Below are 20,296 nucleotides of genomic sequence, written 5' to 3' on the forward strand. Positions count from 1 at the left end.
TGTTATTAAGTAACTTTTAATCATGTTAAAATTAACGGAATACCGTTAATTGTTCCGTTTTAGTCTAAAAATTTACGGAATATCGATAGTGCTATATTTTGGTTAAAATAAAATATAAAAAATAATCCGTTTGTTTTCAGTGGTTTACGTATTAATTCTTTTAAAAAATATTTTTTGGCACTTCTGTTGAATACAAATTTTCAAATAAAGTAATAATAATGAAAGAAGAGATACTTATTAATAATATTAAGTTTTGGGTAGACCAAAATATTATCTATTGTAAGTTGTATAATGATTCTGTTGTAGATTTTTCTTGTCAAGAATATGAGAGGTTATTTTGTAAAGCTATTTCAATATTGTCAGACGGATCCTATTTACCAGTGATTTTTGATCTTAAAGAGGTTAGTCGTTCTGTTTCTGTAAAGTTGTTTAAGTTTTTATCAAACAATTGTAAGATTAGAAGTTGTGTTCTGTCAAAAGTGTTTTTAGTAAAAAACTTTAAACAAAAAATCTTGCTTTCTTATTATGTGATGTTTAGCGATTCTAAAGTGCCAAATTCAATTTTTATAGATTCTGGTTTAGCAGAGCGTTATAGTCATCAATATTATGATGTCTTTAACTCCATTAGCTGTGAGATTTAATATGGAGAACATGGTTATAGTTGGAAATTCCAAATTTTGGACAGACAATAATATTCTTTACTGTCAATTTAGAAGTAGAGAAGTTAATTATAAAATAGACGTAGATAAAATAGAGTTATTTATAAAGGTAATTGACAGGTTGTGTAATGGTAAACCAATGCCTTTTTTAATTGATTTAAGAAACGCTCAAGGAGCGCTTACAAGAGAGTCTGCTAATTTATTGTCTAACTCGCCAATATTAAAAAAATTAAGGATTTCTGAAGCTTATTTAATAAATAGTATTGGTGTAAGACTTGTAATAAATAGTTATAAAAGGATTTATGAACCTACAACACCTTTTGTGGTATTTAATGATTTAGAATCTGCAAAAGAATATTGTTTAGATGCTAGAAGTCGTTATTGAGGCAAAAGAATAAAATTTCATAACAAAATGAAAGTGTTTAAAATGTGTGTAAATAGTTGTTGTGATTTAATTTAAAAAAAAATAAAAGTAGAATGTGTTGTTAAAATAAAAACCTTCTACAAAACAATGTTTGTTCTAGATAGTGTCTTCTTGTAAGGTAATATGCTGGAAATGGATGGTTTCAATTCTTAAAAGAATTTAAAAAGTTAAGTAAGATTAATTAAAAACATTGAAATATATGCAAGCTTCATCTGCTAGTTCTCAGGACAATAATAAAGAGAAAAAGAAAACCTCTTTTTCAAGTTGTTCTAATAAGTTATTTGTAACTAATGATTTAGAAAACAACACAATAGCGTTAAAATCATATCTTAATAGGTTTGATTCTGAGGCAGAAGATGTTAGTTTAAAATAAGGAGGCTAGTAACTTCTAAATAGTGTTTGTAAGATGCTGTTTTAGTAGAATGTATGCTTCTTTTTTAAAGATAATAAATAAAGGCTATAGCTTAGTAAAAAGTAGTTAAGTCTATACCTAAATAGTAATAATGGTTGTTAATAGCTGTTATAATACCCTTTCCCTATGTAACCGAAAAGCCCGATTCTTGAATCGGGTTTTTTGTTTTTAGGTCTTAAATAACGCTTGAAATGGTTTGGTTTAGTGTTTTTTTTTTTGTAGCATTTATAATTAGGTGTTTAAGGTAAATTCTTATGTGTATTAAAGCAGTTTATATCGTAGTTATGCGCTAGTGTAAATGCCTTACAAACAGTGTGTACCAAACATGTGCTTGAGAAAAAACGGCCTTTGTTTTTACAATTTTAAGCCCAGTATTTATTTTGTAATGTTCATTAAGCATTAAATATAAATTCAAAAACCCTAAAAAAATTTTTTTAAAGTATTGCAAGCCTAAGATTTAATTTTACATTTAAAAAAGTTACGGTAGCGTAGTAGTAAAAAAAAGAAGCGGTTTTTAAATTTCCAGATTTTGATTAAAAGTCCCAAATCAAAAAAATACATTATGGTTTAAAACAGAATTTTATATAAAATTAAGAAAACATAATGTAGGTTATTAAAAACAAAAAACCCGATTCATTGAATCGGGTTTTAAGTGGTGGTGCCTCCAGGAATCGAACCAGGGACACAAGGATTTTCAGTCCTTTGCTCTACCAACTGAGCTAAGGCACCAGTAGCATAAAATTGCGAGTGCAAATATATGTACCTTTTTGGTATTCGCAAAGAAAAAAATGAAAAATATTTAATATTTATTTTTTAATTGAAAAAAAAGGGAGTTTAAAATAACTCGTTTTGTAAATTTGATGCTTTTATAAGTAATATGAATCTAATAATTGATGTAGGTAATTCTTTTGTAAAACTAGCTGTTTTTAAGCAAGATAAGATTATTGATAGCTATAAAGTACGTAGTAAAGATGTGCTAAAAACGTTAAGATTAATAAGAAAAGAATATAAAAACATTGATAAAACAATATTTTCTTCTGTTGGAAAATTAAAAAAAACAGATTTAACTTATTTAGAAAAATATTATAAAACAATTATTTTAAGTCATGAAACCAAAGTGCCTTTTAAGAATTTGTATGGTACTCCTAAAACTTTAGGTATAGATAGAATTGCTCTGGTTAGTGCGTCTGTGCAACAATATTCCAATAAAAATGTTTTAATTATTGATGCAGGAACCTGTATAACTTTTGATTTTATTACTAATAAAAATCAGTATGTAGGTGGTGCAATTTCACCAGGAATAAGAATGCGTTATGATGCTTTGCATCATTTTACAGCAAATTTACCGTTATTAAAAACAGAGATGCCAAAAAACATTATTGGAGACAGCACAACTAGCGCTATGCATTCTGGAGTTATAAAAGGAGTTTTACATGAAATTGATGGTGCTATTCAAGAATATAAGTCAAAATATCCTGATTTAACAGTTATTTTAACAGGAGGAGACACTAAATTTTTGTCTAAACAATTAAAAAGTAGCATATTTGCCAACTCTAATTTCCTTTTAGAGGGATTGAATTTTATTTTACAATATAATACACACTAATGATAAAAAAACTGGTAATAGTTTTTATTGCATTTTTTGCAATTCAAAGTTTCGCTCAAGAAGGTACTACTTCACCATATTCTTTTTACGGAATGGGTAGCCTTAAATTTAAAGGTACTGTAGAAAACAGAAGCATGGGAGGACTAAGTATTTATACAGATAGTATACATGTAAATCTAAGAAATCCTGCATCTTATGGAGGTAGCGATTTAGGTTTGTACAATAACGAAGGTAGACCAATGATATTTACTGTTGGTGGAAGTCACAGCTCTACAAAACTGAAAAGTGATTCTAATAATGATCGTACTTCAGCTTCTACTTTTGATTATATAGCAGTTTCATTACCACTAGGTAAATTAGGTATTGGTTTTGGTTTAATGCCTTATACTTCTGTAGGTTATAAGCTAGAACGTTATGGTGATGATGGTATTACCAATAGATTTAAAGGAAATGGAGGTGTTAACAGAACTTATTTGTCTGCAGGATACCAATTAACCAATGATTTAAGTTTTGGTGTTGATGTGCAGTATAACTTTGGAAATATTGAAGGAAGCAGTATTGAGTACCTTTATGATGATGGTAGCTTATTGCAATACCAAACAAGAGAAAATAACAGATCAGATATTAGTGGCTTAACATATAACCTTGGGCTTTCTTACAAAACAAAAATTAATGGAAAGTTAGAGTTAGTTACTGGAGCAACTTATTCTCCTAAAAGTGATTTAAAATCTAAAAACCAAAGATCTTTAAATACCATTGTAATAAATAGCGCAACAGGATTAGAATCTGTTTTATATACTTTAGAAGGAGATTTAGAAGCGCAAGGCTTAAAAGAAACAGACTTAGTAATGCCAGCAAAATTTACTTTTGGTGTAGGTATTGGAGACCCAAGAAAATGGTTTGTAGGTGTAGAAAGTATTTTTCAAGAAACAAGTAAGTTTAATAATGAATTGTATACATCAGCAAATACTGTAACAACGTATGAAAACAGTAATACTTTTTCGTTAGGTGGTTTTTATATTCCAGATTATAATGCCTATAGGTCTTACTTAAAAAGAATGGTGTATCGTGCAGGATTTAGAGCAGAAAAGACCGGATTAGTTATCAATGGAGAGTCTATAGATGAGTTTGGCATATCTTTTGGAGTAGGATTACCAGTTGGCAATTTATTCTCTAATGCAAACTTAGGTTTTGAAGTCGGAAAACGTGGTACAACTAACCAAAATTTAATACAAGAGAATTTCGTTAATTTCCAATTAAGTTTATCTTTGAACGATAGATGGTTCCAAAAAAGCAAATACGATTAACATCAAAAATTATGAAGACGATGAAAACGAAAATTACACTATTAGCAATCTTATTTCTAGGACTAGGTTTTGGGTTTGCTCAAAATGAAGAAGCGATGACTAAGCTTTCTATTTTTCATGAATATGTGAAAGCTAAAAATTATGATGCAGCATATGAACCTTGGATGGAAGTTCGTACTAAATGGCCTAAATTTAACAACGCGATTCCTGTAGATGGTGAAAAAATATTAAAACATAAAATTGATAATTCTACTGGAGCAGAAAAAGTGGCTTTTATTGAAGACCTTTTAAAACTTTGGGATGAAAAATTAGAAAACTATCCTAGTAAAACTAAAGTTGGTGATTTATTATCAGACAAAGCACAGTTGATGTATGATTATAAAACCGAATTAGGTTTAACAGATGATGATGTTTACAATGCTTTTGATAAAGCTTATACAACAGATTTAAAAACATTTAAAAATGCAAAGTCTTTATATACTTACTTTTCTTTAATGGTAGATTTATATGATGCTGGTAAAAAAACAGACCAAGAGCTTTTTAATAAGTATGATGATGTTGTAGACAAAATTGAAACAGAAGTAAAAAGTAGTTCTGAAGGATTAAATAAACTTATCGCTAAAGAAGAAGCAGGAACTGCTTTAACTAAAAAAGAAGGACAATACAAAAGATATTATGAAAGCTCATTAAAAGCTTTTGATCAAATTTCTGGTAGTGTAGATTCTAAATTAGGAGATAGAGCAAACTGTACAAACCTTATTCCTTTATACCAAAAAGATTACGAAGAAAACAAAAACGATGGTGTTTGGTTACAAAGAGCAATGAATAAATTGTACGAAAAAGGTTGTAAAGAAGATCCTATGTTTGTTAAAGTGGTAAAACAAAAAAACAGCATAGAGCCTAACGCAAAAACATCATACTACCTATACTTAATTACAGGGGAACAACAATATTTTGACCAAACGTTACAGTTAGAAACAGATCCTTTTAGAAAAGCAAAACTTTACAATACTATTGGTAGAGACTTTAAACAAAAAGGAAGCTATGGTAAAGCAAGAGAATACTTTATGAAAGCTCTGTCTGCAAACCCATCTGATAAAAAACCATACGAGCAAATTGCTAGAATGTATGCAGCAAGTGCAAACAGTTGTGGTGATACTAACTTTAATAAAAGAGCTGTATTTTGGTTAGCAGCTGCAGAAGCAAGAAAAGCTGGTAGCTCTAGTTTAGCAGCTAATTATGAGGCAAAAGCACCAAGTAAATCTGAAATTTTCTCTGCAGGAAAAGCAGGACAAACTATTAGTATTGGATGTTGGATTGGTAGAAGTGTAACTGTACCAAACCTATAATGAAAACCCATAATTTATATATAAAAAGCTTAGTCACAGTATTTACTGTGACTTTGTTTTTTTCATGTAAAAGCAACTTCAACGAAGTGCAAAAAATTGGTGTTTCAGAAGATCAACCTATTGGTATTGCAGAAGATATTAATTTAAAATACACAGATTCTGGTAGAGTAACAGCAAATCTTATTAGCCCTAAAATGCTAGACTTTACCAATAGAGATTTTGGGTATAATGAGTTTCCTGAAGGCATTATCTTGCATATGTATGATGAGTTAAACCAAAAAAATACAGTAATTGCAGATTATGCTATTTCTTATAAGGAAACTAATCTAATTGATCTGCAAGGCAATGTGGTGGTTACATCACACAAAAAAGACACCTTATTTGCAGAGCAGTTGTATTATGACCAAAGTAACGAGTGGTTGTTTACAAACCAGCCAGTTACTTTTAGGCAAGGTCGTGACCTTATCAATGGAAACGGATTTGATTCTGACTCAGAATTTAAAAAAGCAGAGGTTTTAGAAATTGATGGTATTATCACACTAGAAGAATAATACTTATATTTGATACAAATAACTTTCAACCAAAATATGACAAATGAAAATTGCTAAGTTTTTTCAATACATATACCTGTTTTTTGCAGCACTATTTTTATATGATGCTGTAAGTAATTGGAATGCAGAAGGCAACAGGGCTTATGTCTCTTTAGCATTTACGGCTTTAGCTATATTTATGTTTTTCTTTAGAAGAAAATTTAATAATAAATATAAAGACAACAATAACGCTAAGTAATGAGTGTTTACATTGTTATTATCATTGTTTGTTTAATTCTTTCCGCCTTTTTTTCAGGTATGGAAATTGCCTATGTGTCTTCTAATAAAATACATATAGAAATAGAAAAAAAACAGGAAGGATTTTTAGCAAAAATACTATCTAAGCTTACCGTAAAACCATCAAAATTTATTGCAACAATGCTTATTGGTAACAATATAGCATTAGTAGTTTATGGTTTTTTTATGGGAGATTTGTTAGTAAATTGGTTTCAAGCTATGTTACCATCTACTAACCGTTTAGTAAACTACGTGTTTGTAGATTTTAGTCTGTTAACACAAACTATAATTTCAACAATTGTAATATTAATTACCGCAGAGTTTTTACCTAAAGTATTCTTTCAAATCTATGCTAATTCCTTATTAAAAATATTGGCATTTCCTGCATATATCTTTTATGTGCTATTTACTTTTATTTCAGATTTTGTACTCTGGATTTCAGATTTTGTACTAAAAAAATTCTTTAAAACCGAAGGAGATCAAGTACAGTTAGCCTTTACCAAAGTAGAACTTGGTAATTATATTAGTGAGCAAATGGAGTCTGTTGAAGAGGATGATGATATAGATACCGAAATACAAATTTTTCAAAATGCACTAGAATTTGCCGAAGTAAAATCTAGAGAAGTCATGGTGCCTAGAACCGAAATTATAGCTGTAGAAATCAATGAATCTATTAAAAACTTAAACACTATTTTTACAGAAACAGGCTGTTCTAAAGTTATCGTATACAAAGATAATATAGATGATATTTTGGGTTATGTACACTCTTTTGAGCTTTTTAAAAAACCAAAAACAATAAAATCTATTATTCTTCCTGTTGGTTTTGTTCCAGAAACCATGCTAATTAATGATGTGCTTAATGTGCTTATTAAAAAACGTAAAAGTATAGCAGTGGTGTTAGATGAATATGGAGGCACTTCTGGTATTATGACTGTTGAAGATATTGTTGAAGAACTCTTTGGTGAAATTGAAGATGAGCACGATACAGTAGTTTTAATTGAAGAAAAACTTGACGAAAATAACTATAAGTTTTCAGCAAGATTAGAGGTAGATTATATAAATGAAACCTTTAAAATAAACCTTCCAGAAGAAGAAAATTATGAAACTTTAGGAGGTTTAATTGTTGCGCATACTGAAGAAATTCCGCAAAAAGAAGAAATAGTAACTATTGAAAACTTTGAGTTTACTATTCTAGAAGTATCTAATACTAAAATAGATCTTGTAGCATTAAGAGTTTTAGAGCAAGATTAGTTTTATTTACACATACCTTTCGTGATTAGGTAGTAGTCTAAATATTAATTTTTAGCAGCAATTTCAACTACAATTACATTTTATCAAAATAACCCTTTCATTATTAAATAGAAAATGGTATTTTCGCGCACTATATTGAATAAAATTTATACCAAAAATGGCAATTTTAAATAACATAAGAAAACAATCATTAGTACTAATAGCAGTAATTGCTTTAGCGTTATTCTCATTTGTATTAGCAGATTTGTTTAGAAACAGTGATGCACTTACAGCAAAATCACAAAATGTGGTAGCTACCATAAATGGCAAAGACATTACGCGTGAAGATTTTATGCAGAAAGTAGAGTTAATGCAACGTCAAATGGGAGCAAACGGAACAAGCACACAAGCTATGAACAACGTTTGGAACCAAGAAGTACGTCAAGCGGTTATGCAAACACAATTTGATGCTTTAGGTTTTACTGTTGAAAAAGACCAAATGCGTGACCTATTAAAAACAAGTTTAGCTGGTAATACAGATTTTCAAAACGAAGCAGGCCTTTTTGATGAAAATAAAATGAATGAATATATTGCTAATTTAAAAGAAACTTCTGCTGTAGCATACCAACAGTGGATTGATTATGAAGAAGGAATAGCAGCAAACGCACTAAGTCAAAACTATACTAATATGGTTAAGGCTGGTATGGTTGGTACTCTTGCAGAAGGAGAATTACAACATAAATTAGAAGGAGAGCAAGTAGATATTAAATTTGTTCAAGTACCTTTTTCTTCTATTGCAGATAGTACAATTACAGTTTCTAATAGTGATATTACAAACTATATAAACAAGCATAAAAAGCAATACACAGTAGAAGCTTCTAGAAACATACAATATGTGCAGTTTAATGAAGTTGCTTCTTTAGAAGATGAAAACGCAATAAAACAAAACTTAAATAATCTTTTAAAAGATCAAGTTGTATATAATGAAGTAACTAAAAGAAATGACACTATTTCTAGTTTCTTAAATGTAAAAGACAACGCGTCTTTTATTAATGCAAATTCTGATATTAAATTTGATGATCGTTTTATTAAAAAATCAGAATTGCCAACAGCTGTAGCAGATACTATTTATAGTTTAAATGTTGGTGAAGTGTTTGGGCCTTATAAAGACGCTAATCACTTTAAAATATCTAAAGTAGTTGCTGTAACACAAATGCCAGATTCTGTAAAAGCAAGACACATTTTATTACCATTTGTAGGTTCTCGTTCTGCAACAGCAGAAACTGTACAAACAAAAGAACAAGCTAAAGCAACTGCAGATAGTATCATGCGTGTAGTTAAAGCTACGCCTTCAAAATTTGTTAGCTTACTAGACTTTTCTGCAGATACAGTAAGTAATGAAAAAGAAGGAGTTTTAGATTGGTTTACATATAACGCTATGGTGCCAGAATTTAGAGACTTTACTTTTGAAAATAAAAAAGGAGACTTTGGTGTAGTAGAAACTGTTTTTGGGTTCCATGTCATTGAAATTTTAGATCAAAAGAATTTACAACGTACTATTAAAGTAGGTACTATTGCTAGAAAAATTGAGCCAAGTGAAGCTACTGTTTCTAAAGTTTTTAGAGATGCAGCTAGTTTTGAAAATGCTGTAGCAAAAGGAGACTTTGAAGGTGTAGCAAAAGAAAATAACTATACAGTACGTCCTGTAAACTCTATTAAAGTTTTAGATGAAAATATTCCTGGTTTAAACAGCCAAAGACCAATTGTTCGTTGGGCTTTTGAAGAAGATGCAGAAGTAGGAGATGTTAAGAAATTTGCTATTACTAATGGTTTTGTTATTGCTCAATTAACTGCTAAAAATAAAGCAGGTATGATGAATACGCAAGACGCATCTGTTACTGCATTACCTGCAATACGTAAAGCTAAAAAAGCAGATATAATTAAAAATAGAATCTCTGCAACAACCTTAGAAGGTGTAGCAAGTGCAGAAAGTCAAACTGTAAGAACAGCTTTAGCAATTAATATGAAAACACCTACAGTTACAGGTGTTGGTAGAGAGCCTAAAGTAGTTGGTGCTGCATTTGGTTTAAAAGAAGGAGAAACTTCAAATTTAATTGTTGGTGAAAACGGAGTATATATGGTTCAAGTTAGTAAAGTAACTCCTGCTGTTGAATTAGCAAACTACCAAGCTTTTGCTAACCAGGTAGCACAACAAAAACAATCTGCAGTAGATTCAAGATTATTTACAGCTTTAAAAGAAGCTGCTGAGATTGAAGATAACAGAGCAAATACAGTACAATAAACTATAAGTTTGTTTACACAATGTATATATAATAAAAAAGCGACCTTTTGGTCGCTTTTTTTATGTCTACTATTTAGTATTAAAACAATAGTATGCCTATTATAAACTGCTGTTTGTTATGAATTTAAAAAAAGAAAATCATAAACAGAAAGTCTTTTTTTATTTGGAATTTACTTATCAAAACAATTAAAGAAAAAGTGCGTTTTTATATTGTCTTATAGGTTTTCCTATTGGTAGGATTGTAATAATGGTATGTGTTAGTTACTCTCTAAATCACGTAAAAGAACGTGTTTTTTTGTTTAAACATTAGTGGTTAACGATCTTATATAGTTTGTCAATGTTTAAATTGTACATAAAGTAGCGTATAATGGATAAATAGTTTTTTTATTTATTTATCAAATTTGTAAAGGAACGTTTTTTCTTTGTTCACAAACATTAATTACATGTTCTATTTTTGTTGCGAATAAGGTCTTTTAAGCGGCAAAAGCAGCTCAATATTTAGTTAAACAATTTAGATGGCCAAAAGTGTTAGTTGTTTACATAAAATAACACGTATAATTGTTGAAAAAGTGTATTCCAGACCATAGCCATCGGTCTATAAATTATTTTGCATTTATGGCGGTTTTTTATTTTTGAGTATTCTCTTTAGAAAGACAGGTAAAAATCATATTATTTTACTTTTAAAAACAAACTTATAGTAAGTTATAGAACAAATTTGTTGTGAGAAATTTGGTTGTTTTTCTAACCATTTTGTATTATAAAATCAAAGTAGGATTAAAACTAAGGGTAATAAATTTTTACGTTTTGAATTTTAGATTGTTAATCGCTTAGATAATGTGTACATTCCTTTTCAGTAGGAATCTTAAAAGGAAAGGTTATATTTAAAGAAGGAATTAGAGTGAAAATAAGAATTAGCAATAATCAATTATTCTTTTCGTCTTTTGGTTATTACAGCTAAATGCGTTAAAAATTATGTGTCAAATTAAAATCGTAAAGCGTACTATGATATGAAAAGGAGTCTAATATATCTCTTGGCATTTTTATCAGTGAGTTTTAGTTATGCTCAAATAAAAAAGGTACAGCCTAGTACCCAAAGAATAGAGTCATTTAATAGTGAAAAAGGGTTTAATCAAAACACGGTAAGTGCTATTATTTCCGATTCTAAAGGGTATTTATGGGTAGCTACTCCAAATGGATTAGTACGATATGATGGTTATTCTTTTGAATATTACTATCACGACCATGAAAATGAACAATCTTTAACTAATAATTATGTATCACATCTTTTAAGTGATTCTAAGGGTAGAGTATGGGTAGTAACAAGTGAAGGAATAAATATATACTTAACAGATAAGGAGCAATTTCTATCCATAAAAAAAACTACTAAAAAAGCGATTTGTATTAAAGAAGATTCTAATAATAGAGTTTTTGTAGGTGGTGATAAAAAGATAGAAGTTTATTATTCAGGGCACGAAGACTTAGACAGAATTGATAAAATCACAGAGATTAATTTAGAAAAGGTATTAGGAAACAATGTCATTACAGATATAGAATTTTATTCAGATACAGAGTTGATTGTAGCTACCAGTAATAAAATTTACAAAGTAGATTTTAATGAAAATACCAATTATGCAATTGGGATTTTAGAGCTAGAATTAGATGAAAGTATAGATAATATTAAAAAAATAATAAAGGTAGATAACTCCTTATGGGTAGGGACAAATTCAGGACTTTACCAAATGTTTCATGAAAATAGCCGACTAATTACTGTTGGTTCACATTTTACCGATAATCCAGAGAATTCCGGGCAACAATATGATGTGCTATCCCTATATCTAGATAAAGAGAAAAAATTATGGATTGGTACAAGAAAAAATGGGATTGTATATTATGATACAAATAAAACGGAATTTAAATCCTTTAAATTTGATTCTAGGTATAATAACGGTTTAACAAGTAACCGAATTAATTGTTTTTTTGAAGATGCTTTTGGTGTATTATGGATAGGTACTGCACAAGGAGGATTGAATAAATTAGATAAAAACCAAAAACCTTTCCAAAATTATTGGCATAATCCTTATGATGATACATCGTTATCAGGGAACTTAATTACAGATATAACAGAAGCTTCTGATGGCAGAATTTGGATGTCTTTTTTCGAAAGTACTATTTGCCGAACAGAAAAGAAATTAAATATTGAAAAAGTTAATCAGATTCATTTTAATCGACTTGAAGAGCAATTGAGTGAGTTAAAGGATCAATGGGTTTTACGTATTTATCAGGATAATAAAGGATATTGGTGGATTAGTACCAGCGAAGGAATCTACTTGTATGATGAAAAAAAAGATATTCTAAAAAAAATACAAATTAGAATAGAAGGAGAACTCGTCAATCCTATTTTTTATCGTCTTATCGAACAAATGAATGCCGACCAAATTATTTTAGGAGGATCTAAAATTTTGATGCTTGATAATCCTTGGAAATCAATTTTAAATAACAAACCTATTGAAACAGTTCAGCTTTTATTTGATATAGGTGATAACAATCAAATTAATGAATATCTAAAAGATGATTTTGGGAATTTTTGGTTTGCAACAATTAATGGTGTTTATAGAGTCACTAATAATAATGACCAATGGTTGGTGAAAAACCATTTAACTTCAAGTGCTGATAATGAGGCATTAAAACTTAGTAATAATCGTGTGTTTTCAATACATAAAGACCTTAATAAAAATATTTGGTTAGGAACATTTGGAGGCGGATTAATGAAAATTCAGTTAAATGCCTTAGGGGAACCAGTTTTAATTAAAGGCTATCATAAAAAAGATGGACTTCGTGATGAAGCGATTTATGGAATTTTAGAAGATGATAAAGAACAATTGTGGCTAAGCACAGACATGGGAATTGGTCATTTTGATCCGGTAAATGAAACATTCGATTTTTATGATGTAAATAATGGGATTTTAAGTAATAATTTTAGACAATCAGCCTATCTAAAAACTAAAAGTGGTACCATGTTAATGGGAGGTGTTAATGGTTTAACCATTTTTAATCCGAATCAAATAAATAAAAATGAAATCACTCCAAAAATATTAATCTCACGATTAAAAATAAATAATCAACCAATAGTCGTTGGGCAAAAAGTCAATAATAAAGTGGTTCTTGAACGTTCCATTTCTGATACAAAAGAATTAGTTGTTGGTAATGATAGTAGAAATCTATCCCTAGATATTATTGTACAGCATAGTGCTACACCTAATAAAAATAAATTAGCTTATAAATTAGAGGGAGTTAATACAGATTGGATTGAGATTGATGCAGGCAAGGCAACAGCTACATATACTAACTTAAGTCCAGGAATTTATAATTTTTTATATAAAGGAGCGAATGGAGATGGTGTATGGACTGCAAATACCGAAAGTTTTACCATAGACGTTTTAGCACCATGGTATGCACGTTGGTGGAGTATTGCACTCGCTATAATTTTGGTAATACTAATTACTTATGGTGTTTTTAAGTACTTGGTTAAAGTAGAAAAATTAAACCAAAAACTAAAGTTCGAACAATTAGATAAAGAAAGAGTTCGAGATATGAACCAAGCAAAATTGCGATTTTTTACTAATATTTCTCATGATTTTAAAACACCACTTTCTTTAATTATTGGCCCTTTAGAAAAAATAGCGGAACAAAATAATAATCAAGGAACCCAAAAGTACTTTTCAATTATTGAAAATAATATTTCAAGATTACAACGATTAATCGATCAGCTTATATCCTATAGAAAAGCAGAAACAGGACATCTAGAATTAAACTATTCAAAAATTACTTTGGGTAATTTTATTTACCCTTTAATGGAAGCTTTTGAAGAATATTCACAAAAAACACTTCTAAATTTTTATTATAAAATAGATGAGCCAAACAAGCTTATTTCGTTAGATATCAATAAAACAGAACGTGTGCTTTTAAACTTGTTTTCTAATGCTGTTAAATATTCCAATTTAAACAGAGAAGTAAATATTGAAGCAGGATTTATAGAAAACAATGGGAATGAGTGTCTTTTTATTCAAGTAACAAATACTAGTGATGGTATTCCTGTCGATAAAGTCGATAGAGTCTTTGATCGTTTTTATCGTTGTGTAGATGAAAAAAATGATTGGAGTGGTACTGGTATTGGTCTGGCACTTTGTAAATCGTTGATAGAATTGATGCATGGTTCTATAGAAGTTACAAGTGAGGTGGGTAAAAAGACATCCTTTAGAATTGAACTTCCTGTAGTAGATAAAGGAGAGTATTTAGAAGAAGGAGAACTAAATAAATACCAAAAACTGGTAACAGATTGGTTGCCTGCAGAATTAGAGAGTGCTCAAGACGAAACACTAGATGTTCTGAGGCCTACCATTTTGGTGGTGGATGATGAGCAAGATGTGCGTTCTTTTTTATATGAATCTTTTAAAAGCAAATACAATGTTTTAGTAGCGTCTGATGGTGAAGAAGGATTAGAAAAAATACAAGAAAATCCTCCACAACTTGTTATTAGTGATGTAATGATGCCAAAACTAAACGGTTATGACTTTTGCGAAAAGATAAAGTCTAGTATAGAATTTTGTCATATTCCAGTGATTTTATTAACAGCAATGGGTGATGACTTAAAGGAAATTAAGGGACTAGAATTAGGTGCTGATGATTATGTTGTTAAGCCGTTTTCTATTAAGTATTTAGAGGTTAGGGTGAAAACACTAATAGAAAATAAACAACGCATATTTGCTCATTTTTCTAGAAACAGTTCCATTCCTAAAGATTCATTAATGACTTCTTCAAGAGATAAACAGTTTTTACAAAAAATAAATATTTCTATAGAGAAAAATATGTCTAATTCAGCATTTGGTGTAGAAGAATTAGCTACAGATATTGGCATGAGTACTTCTCATTTTTATAGAAAATTAAAAGAACTTACTGGGCAAGCTCCTAACGTATATCTTAGAAATTTTCGCTTGCAAAAAGCTGCACAATTGTTAGCTGCAAATAAAAATTTAACTGCTGCAGACATTATGTTTGAAATTGGGATAGAGTCAAAATCTTATTTTTCGTCTACTTTCAAAAAAATACATGGTGTTTCTCCTTCAGAATTCACCAAAAAAACTAATTAATAGATCTTCTTTGTTTGTTTATTGTGCTGTAATACAGTGTTTTACATAGACATAGGTGTTGCTCAAATCATGCAAGTAATTAGCATGATTTGAGTAAGCCTATTGTTATCTGTTTATGTACTTTGGAATCGGAAAAATTTAAAAATTATCGATTTTATCGATTGAATTAATAATATAATAAGTAATAAATATTAATTATATAATTAGAAAGGGGTAAATCTGATAAACAAATAATCAAAACGAACAACATTTTAAACTAACCAACAATCAAAACTAACAACAAACAACAATTTATTATGAAACAAATTTTAACAACAATTGTTTTTATGATATCCGTTTTCGCATTTTCTCAAAATAAAACGATAACAGGTACCATAACAGATAATTCAGGACAACCTCTTCCTAGTGCAAGCATCGTGGAAAAAGGGACAAGTAATGGGGTGCAATCCGATTTCGATGGAGTTTTCTCTATAGAGGTTAGTAGTGAAACAGCCATATTACAAATATCTTATATTGGTTTTACCAGCCAAGAAATTTCTGTGGAAGGCAAAGAGGTATTTAGTATAACATTGGAAGAAGACCTTGCTGCTCTGGATGAAGTCGTTATTATTGGTTATGGAAAGGTCAAGAAAAAAGATTTAACAGGAGCGGTTTCAAGTGTAGATGCAAAAGATGCTTATGTAGCACCAACGGCAAGTTTAGATAATGCGCTTCAAGGAAGAGCAACTGGTGTTCAGGTTACGTCTTCTAACGGAACTCCGGGAAGTTCTGCTTCCATTATAATTCGTGGTGGTAATTCTATTACTGGAGGAAATGAGCCTCTATATGTAATCGATGGATTTGTGGGAGCTGGAGATATTTCAACTCTAAATCCTAATGACATTGAATCCATCCAAATATTAAAAGATGCTTCTTCTACAGCAATATATGGAGCAAGAGGTACCAACGGTGTTATTTTGGTAACAACTAAAAAAGGTAAGAAAGGTAAGCTTACCGTAAACTTTAAAGCTTCTACAGGATTTCAAAGTTTACCACAACAAATTGATGTGCAAACAGGTAGGGAGTTTGCAGAATTTATTAATGGTACAGACCCAGACCAAATGGATTTGCCTTTCGATTTAAATAACCTTCCTGGTGAAGAAACAAATTGGCAAGATGTATTAACAAGAACTGCCCAAATTTCAGATTATCAATTATCTGTTAGCGGAGGATCTGATAATGCACAATATTACGTGTCTGCTGGGTATTTAAATCAAGAAGGTATTGTAATAGGATCCGGATTTAAAAGATATAGTTTACGAACTAATGTAGATACTAAATTGTCAAAAGTGTTTAAAGCAGGTGTTAACTTGTCGCTTTCTAGAACAGAAACAGATAATGATGATATAGGTAATTTTCGTTTATTAATAAGAGAAGATCCTTTAAAACCTGTTTATGATAGTGAGGGTAATTATACTATTGGTAATTTTGGAGTAAGTAATCAAACAGACCATTTATTAGCAAATGCCAAATTAAATCAAAATGATACCTTTAGAGATAGAGCCTTAATTAATACTTACATTCAAGCAGAATTGTCTGATAAGTTTACATTAAAATCAACCTTTGGTGGCGATTTTATTTATAACAAAAATCACCAGTTTATTCCATCTTCAAATCCTGCCAGTATTCGTCAAGGCTTACTTGGGCAAGCAGCAATTACTCGCTTTAATGATATAGAACTTCTTAATGAAAATACAATAAACTATAATGAAACCTTTGGAGACCATACGCTAGGTGTTTTGGCAGGAGCTACTTTTCAAACCCAAAACAGAGAAACCGTTGTTATTGTTGCTAACGAAATTCCAAGTGATGGTGTAGGTGTAAATGCAATTGAACTTGCGCCTTCAGAAAACGTATCCATAAATTCTAATTATTCTGAAGCGCATTTAGTAGGTTTCCTAGGAAGAGTTAATTACTCCTTTAAAGATAAATACCTTTTAACAGCAAGTATAAGAAGAGATGGATCTTCAAGATTAGGAGCTAACAACAGGTACGAAAATTTTCCGTCTATGGCACTTGCTTGGAAAATTTCTCAAGAGCCATTTATGGACAACATAGAATCCATAAATAATCTTAAAATTAGAGCAAGTTTTGGTATTACAGGAAATCAAGGGGTAAACCCGTTTAGTACTTTGTCAACATTTACAACATTAAATACAGCAACTGTTGTAGATGGTGTAATTGTAGCAGGTGTAGTGCAAGGAAATTTATCAAACCCAGATCTTAAATGGGAAACAACCTCGCAATTTGATTTAGGTATGGAGCTTTCTATGTTCAACTCAAGATTTTCTGCAGAGTTAGACTACTACTATAAAAAAACAAATGATTTATTATTGTATGCAGGAGTTCCTGCTATAACAGGTTATGAAAATACATTACAAAATGCTGGTTCTCTAGAAAACCGAGGTTTTGATTTAACTTTAGTTGGAAAAATCATAGACAATGAAGATTTTGGATGGACTACAACTTTAAACGTTTCTACATTTAAAAATAAAGTGTTAGAATTAGGTGTTAATTCATTTATAGATACTAGTAATTTAGCTGCTCCTGCAAACGATACAAATAGCCGTTTAATTGTTGGTGAACCAGTAGGAACATTTTGGGGTGCTATTTATGAAGGTGTAGACCCTGCAACAGGTGATGCAATTTATAAAGATATAAGTGGACCAGATGGAGTTCCAGATGGTGTTTATGATCCAGAATACGATAAGACTATTATAGGAAGTGCTAATCCTGACTTTTACGGAGGTTTTCAAACTAGTTTTAGATACAAGAATTTTGATTTAATGGCATTTTTTCCATTCAGCGTAGGAAATGAAAATTATAATGAAGAAATGTTTCTTGCTAGTGAAACACAACTAAATTCCTTTGCTGCAATTCGTGATAATATGTGGTCTTATGCAGATCCAGATAACGCGCTTTACCCTAGAGCAGGAAGTAATTCTTGGAATGTTTCTAGTAGTTTATATGTGCAGGATGCTAGCTATTTTAGACTAGGTACCTTGCAATTTGGGTATTCACTACCTACTGATAGTGTTAAAGGATTTTCTAAATTAAGAGTGTATTTTACAGGTACTAACTTATTCTTAATCAAATCTAAAGATTATTTGGGTTATGATCCAGACGTGAATACTTCGTCTAATAGTACAAATACATATAGTAGTGCTTTAAGAGGATTTGATAATATTGGTTATCCTCAAAACAGATCATTACTTTTTGGCCTTGATTTAACCTTTTAATTATCGTTTAATTATTAAAAATTTACAAAATGAAAACTAAATATATAATTTTATCCATCTTAACAGGCGTACTTTTTATTACAACTAGCTGTGAGGAATTTTTAGAAGAAGACCCAAAAGGGTTAGTAACACCAGATACATTTTTTCAAAATGAAGATGAGGCTAACTTGGCACTAAATGGGTTGCAAAATGGAATTGATCATCCTGAAATTCAGGGACATATTGGAACAGATGTTGGTGTAGCAGGTAGAGTGCCAATTGCAGCAGGATGGCTTCCTTCTGTGTATGATACTTCTGTTGATGCTGCTCCAGTATTAACGCGTTGGTCTAATGCTTACACAAATATTAGAAATGCCAATTTAGTATTAGCAGGTCTTGAAAAATCTTCTTTATCAGATGAGGTGAAAGGACGTGCAATTGCTCAGGCTCTTTTTTATAGAGCAAATAAATATTTATTTCTTGTTTACACCTATGGTGATGTTCCTTATTGGAGAGATGAACTAATCATTGAAGAGGTTTCTTTATTAGGAAAAACAGATGGTGAAGTAATTATTTCAGAAATGATTGAAGATCTAGATACCGCAATTGCATCGGGTTATTTGCCAACATCTAGATGGGATCAAAATGAAGGAAGACCTACAGTATGGGCAGTTAGAATGTTAAAGGCCTACTGTCATATTTGGCTTAAGCAATGGCAAGAGGCACGTACAGAACTTATAGAAATAACAACTAACTCGCCGCATGGACCAGATCTAGGACCATACGCAGATATGTATCGTGAAGGAAATGAATTACATCCTGAAATTATTTTTGGAAGACAATATCTTATTGGTGCAGACAACAATACGTATCATAATCAATTTCACTATAATTCAAATTCTGAAAATGGACCAACCAGACAAGCAATGACAGAGACAGGTGTGTTTTCAAGAGCAGCTTCAATAACCCTAAGAAAAAGTTTTGCAGATACTTATGACGATAATGATGTAAGAAAACTTTACAATGTATGGGATAGTCATGTTTTAGAGGATGGAAGCACTGCTACATTCAATTGGATCTATATTCCTAAAATGATGCGAGCTAATATACCTGTTAGCGACCCTTTAATGCAAAATGCAGATCCTAATAATCAATCTAGTCAGCCTATTCGTTTATTTGTGCTTTCAGATGCTTATTTATTACTGGCGGAAGCAGAGTTTATGATTGGTGGTTCATCAACTGCAGCACTTGCAGCAATCAATAAAGTAAGAGAAAGAGCTAATTTACCAGATTTAACCACATTAACAATTCAAGATATTCGTAACGAACGTGCTTGGGAGTTAACTGCAGAAGGATATTGGGGAAGAAAAGTAGATCTTATACGTTGGGGTATATTAGAATCTACGGTTCAGGCATTACCAGCTGCTGAAACTGCTGCAGGAGCATATTCAGTAGCAATAAGCTACGTGCAGGATGAAGCAGATAATATTTCTAGTGGACCTGTTGGTAAATTTCAAGTATGGCCTATTCCACTTAATGAAATCTTAAAAAGCCAGGATATTGGTGGTGCTCTAACGCAAAATCCTCTATGGGATTAATTTATTTAGACCATGTCAAAGAATTAATGGTCTTCTAATTTTTGAATAGATAAATAGGTTGGTAAATTATAAAGCCAACGTATTTATCTATTCTAATTTTAAAATAAATATTTAGTAGGTAATAGTACAAAATTCTGTAGCGTTAACGATGGCTATCAGGAAAATAAGAATTAAAATA

The 20,296-nt window shown here is 30.6% G+C and carries 13 protein-coding genes and 1 tRNA gene; 13 read left to right on the forward strand and 1 reads right to left on the reverse strand.

The features are described 5' to 3' along the window. Positions 1 to 218: 218 nt before the first annotated feature. The 3 genes from KO494_RS06440 (at position 219) to KO494_RS06450 (ending at position 1,456) form a co-directional block, all read left to right on the forward strand. On the forward strand, positions 219 to 641 hold the full coding sequence (locus KO494_RS06440; protein WP_215966773.1) for a hypothetical protein: 423 nt from the start codon (positions 219 to 221) through the stop codon (positions 639 to 641). Positions 642 to 651: 10 nt separating this feature from the next. Further along, a complete protein-coding gene (locus KO494_RS06445; protein WP_215966774.1) occupies positions 652 to 1,044 on the forward strand; it encodes a hypothetical protein in 393 nt (130 codons plus the stop codon). Positions 1,045 to 1,282: 238 nt separating this feature from the next. Further along, positions 1,283 to 1,456 (forward strand): hypothetical protein, encoded by a 174-nt coding sequence (locus tag KO494_RS06450; protein ID WP_215966775.1) that lies wholly within the window; start codon positions 1,283 to 1,285, stop codon positions 1,454 to 1,456. Between the two features lie 692 nt (positions 1,457 to 2,148). Here KO494_RS06450 and KO494_RS06455 read toward each other — a convergent pair. Next, positions 2,149 to 2,224 (reverse strand) — tRNA-Phe (locus tag KO494_RS06455). A 148-nt stretch (positions 2,225 to 2,372) separates the two neighbouring features. Here KO494_RS06455 and KO494_RS06460 point away from each other — a divergent pair. The 10 genes from KO494_RS06460 (at position 2,373) to KO494_RS06505 (ending at position 20,118) form a co-directional block, all read left to right on the forward strand. After that, positions 2,373 to 3,101: a type III pantothenate kinase gene (locus tag KO494_RS06460; protein WP_215966776.1), complete on the forward strand. Its 729-nt coding sequence runs from the start codon at positions 2,373 to 2,375 to the stop codon at positions 3,099 to 3,101. After that, a complete protein-coding gene (locus KO494_RS06465) occupies positions 3,101 to 4,408 on the forward strand; it encodes a hypothetical protein (RefSeq protein WP_215966777.1) in 1,308 nt (435 codons plus the stop codon). Before KO494_RS06460 ends, KO494_RS06465 begins: the two co-directional genes overlap by 1 nt. Before the next feature lie 20 nt (positions 4,409 to 4,428). Then, positions 4,429 to 5,757 (forward strand): hypothetical protein, encoded by a 1,329-nt coding sequence (locus KO494_RS06470; RefSeq protein ID WP_215966778.1) that lies wholly within the window; start codon positions 4,429 to 4,431, stop codon positions 5,755 to 5,757. Then, positions 5,757 to 6,308 (forward strand): LPS export ABC transporter periplasmic protein LptC, encoded by a 552-nt coding sequence (gene lptC, locus KO494_RS06475; protein ID WP_215966779.1) that lies wholly within the window; start codon positions 5,757 to 5,759, stop codon positions 6,306 to 6,308. Before KO494_RS06470 ends, lptC begins: the two co-directional genes overlap by 1 nt. Positions 6,309 to 6,351: 43 nt before the next feature. After that, positions 6,352 to 6,546: a hypothetical protein gene (locus tag KO494_RS06480; RefSeq protein WP_215966780.1), complete on the forward strand. Its 195-nt coding sequence runs from the start codon at positions 6,352 to 6,354 to the stop codon at positions 6,544 to 6,546. Continuing rightward, positions 6,546 to 7,835 carry a hemolysin family protein gene (locus KO494_RS06485; protein ID WP_215966781.1) on the forward strand — a complete coding sequence of 430 codons (1,290 nt, stop codon included), beginning with the start codon at positions 6,546 to 6,548 and terminating at the stop codon, positions 7,833 to 7,835. The genes KO494_RS06480 and KO494_RS06485 overlap by 1 nt, the downstream gene beginning before the upstream one ends. Before the next feature lie 157 nt (positions 7,836 to 7,992). Then, on the forward strand, positions 7,993 to 10,116 hold the full coding sequence (locus KO494_RS06490) for a SurA N-terminal domain-containing protein (protein ID WP_215966782.1): 2,124 nt from the start codon (positions 7,993 to 7,995) through the stop codon (positions 10,114 to 10,116). A 1,031-nt stretch (positions 10,117 to 11,147) separates the two neighbouring features. Beyond that, a complete protein-coding gene (locus KO494_RS06495) occupies positions 11,148 to 15,263 on the forward strand; it encodes a two-component regulator propeller domain-containing protein (protein ID WP_215966783.1) in 4,116 nt (1,371 codons plus the stop codon). 296 nt (positions 15,264 to 15,559) lie between these two features. Continuing rightward, a complete protein-coding gene (locus KO494_RS06500) occupies positions 15,560 to 18,541 on the forward strand; it encodes a TonB-dependent receptor (RefSeq protein WP_215966784.1) in 2,982 nt (993 codons plus the stop codon). A gap of 29 nt (positions 18,542 to 18,570) precedes the next feature. Next, positions 18,571 to 20,118, forward strand: a complete 1,548-nt coding sequence (locus KO494_RS06505) for a RagB/SusD family nutrient uptake outer membrane protein (protein WP_215966785.1) — start codon at positions 18,571 to 18,573, stop codon at positions 20,116 to 20,118. The last annotated feature ends 178 nt before the right edge of the window (positions 20,119 to 20,296 follow it).

Origin of the sequence: Lacinutrix sp. C3R15, from assembly GCF_018860825.1 — a bacterium.
Lineage (GTDB): Bacteria > Bacteroidota > Bacteroidia > Flavobacteriales > Flavobacteriaceae > Oceanihabitans.

Bases quoted from the DNA above. Each gene is read 5' to 3' on its own strand.
- lptC (WP_215966779.1), top strand. From the start codon at position 5,757: ATGAAAACCCATAATTTATATATAAAAAGCTTAGTCACAGTATTTACT.
- KO494_RS06485 (WP_215966781.1), top strand. From the start codon at position 6,546: ATGAGTGTTTACATTGTTATTATCATTGTTTGTTTAATTCTTTCCGCC.
- KO494_RS06465 (WP_215966777.1), top strand. From the start codon at position 3,101: ATGATAAAAAAACTGGTAATAGTTTTTATTGCATTTTTTGCAATTCAA.
- KO494_RS06505 (WP_215966785.1), top strand. From the start codon at position 18,571: ATGAAAACTAAATATATAATTTTATCCATCTTAACAGGCGTACTTTTT.
- KO494_RS06445 (WP_215966774.1), top strand. From the start codon at position 652: ATGGTTATAGTTGGAAATTCCAAATTTTGGACAGACAATAATATTCTT.
- KO494_RS06470 (WP_215966778.1), top strand. From the start codon at position 4,429: ATGAAAACGAAAATTACACTATTAGCAATCTTATTTCTAGGACTAGGT.
- KO494_RS06490 (WP_215966782.1), top strand. From the start codon at position 7,993: ATGGCAATTTTAAATAACATAAGAAAACAATCATTAGTACTAATAGCA.
- KO494_RS06450 (WP_215966775.1), top strand. From the start codon at position 1,283: ATGCAAGCTTCATCTGCTAGTTCTCAGGACAATAATAAAGAGAAAAAG.
- KO494_RS06440 (WP_215966773.1), top strand. From the start codon at position 219: ATGAAAGAAGAGATACTTATTAATAATATTAAGTTTTGGGTAGACCAA.
- KO494_RS06500 (WP_215966784.1), top strand. From the start codon at position 15,560: ATGAAACAAATTTTAACAACAATTGTTTTTATGATATCCGTTTTCGCA.
- KO494_RS06480 (WP_215966780.1), top strand. From the start codon at position 6,352: ATGAAAATTGCTAAGTTTTTTCAATACATATACCTGTTTTTTGCAGCA.
- KO494_RS06460 (WP_215966776.1), top strand. From the start codon at position 2,373: ATGAATCTAATAATTGATGTAGGTAATTCTTTTGTAAAACTAGCTGTT.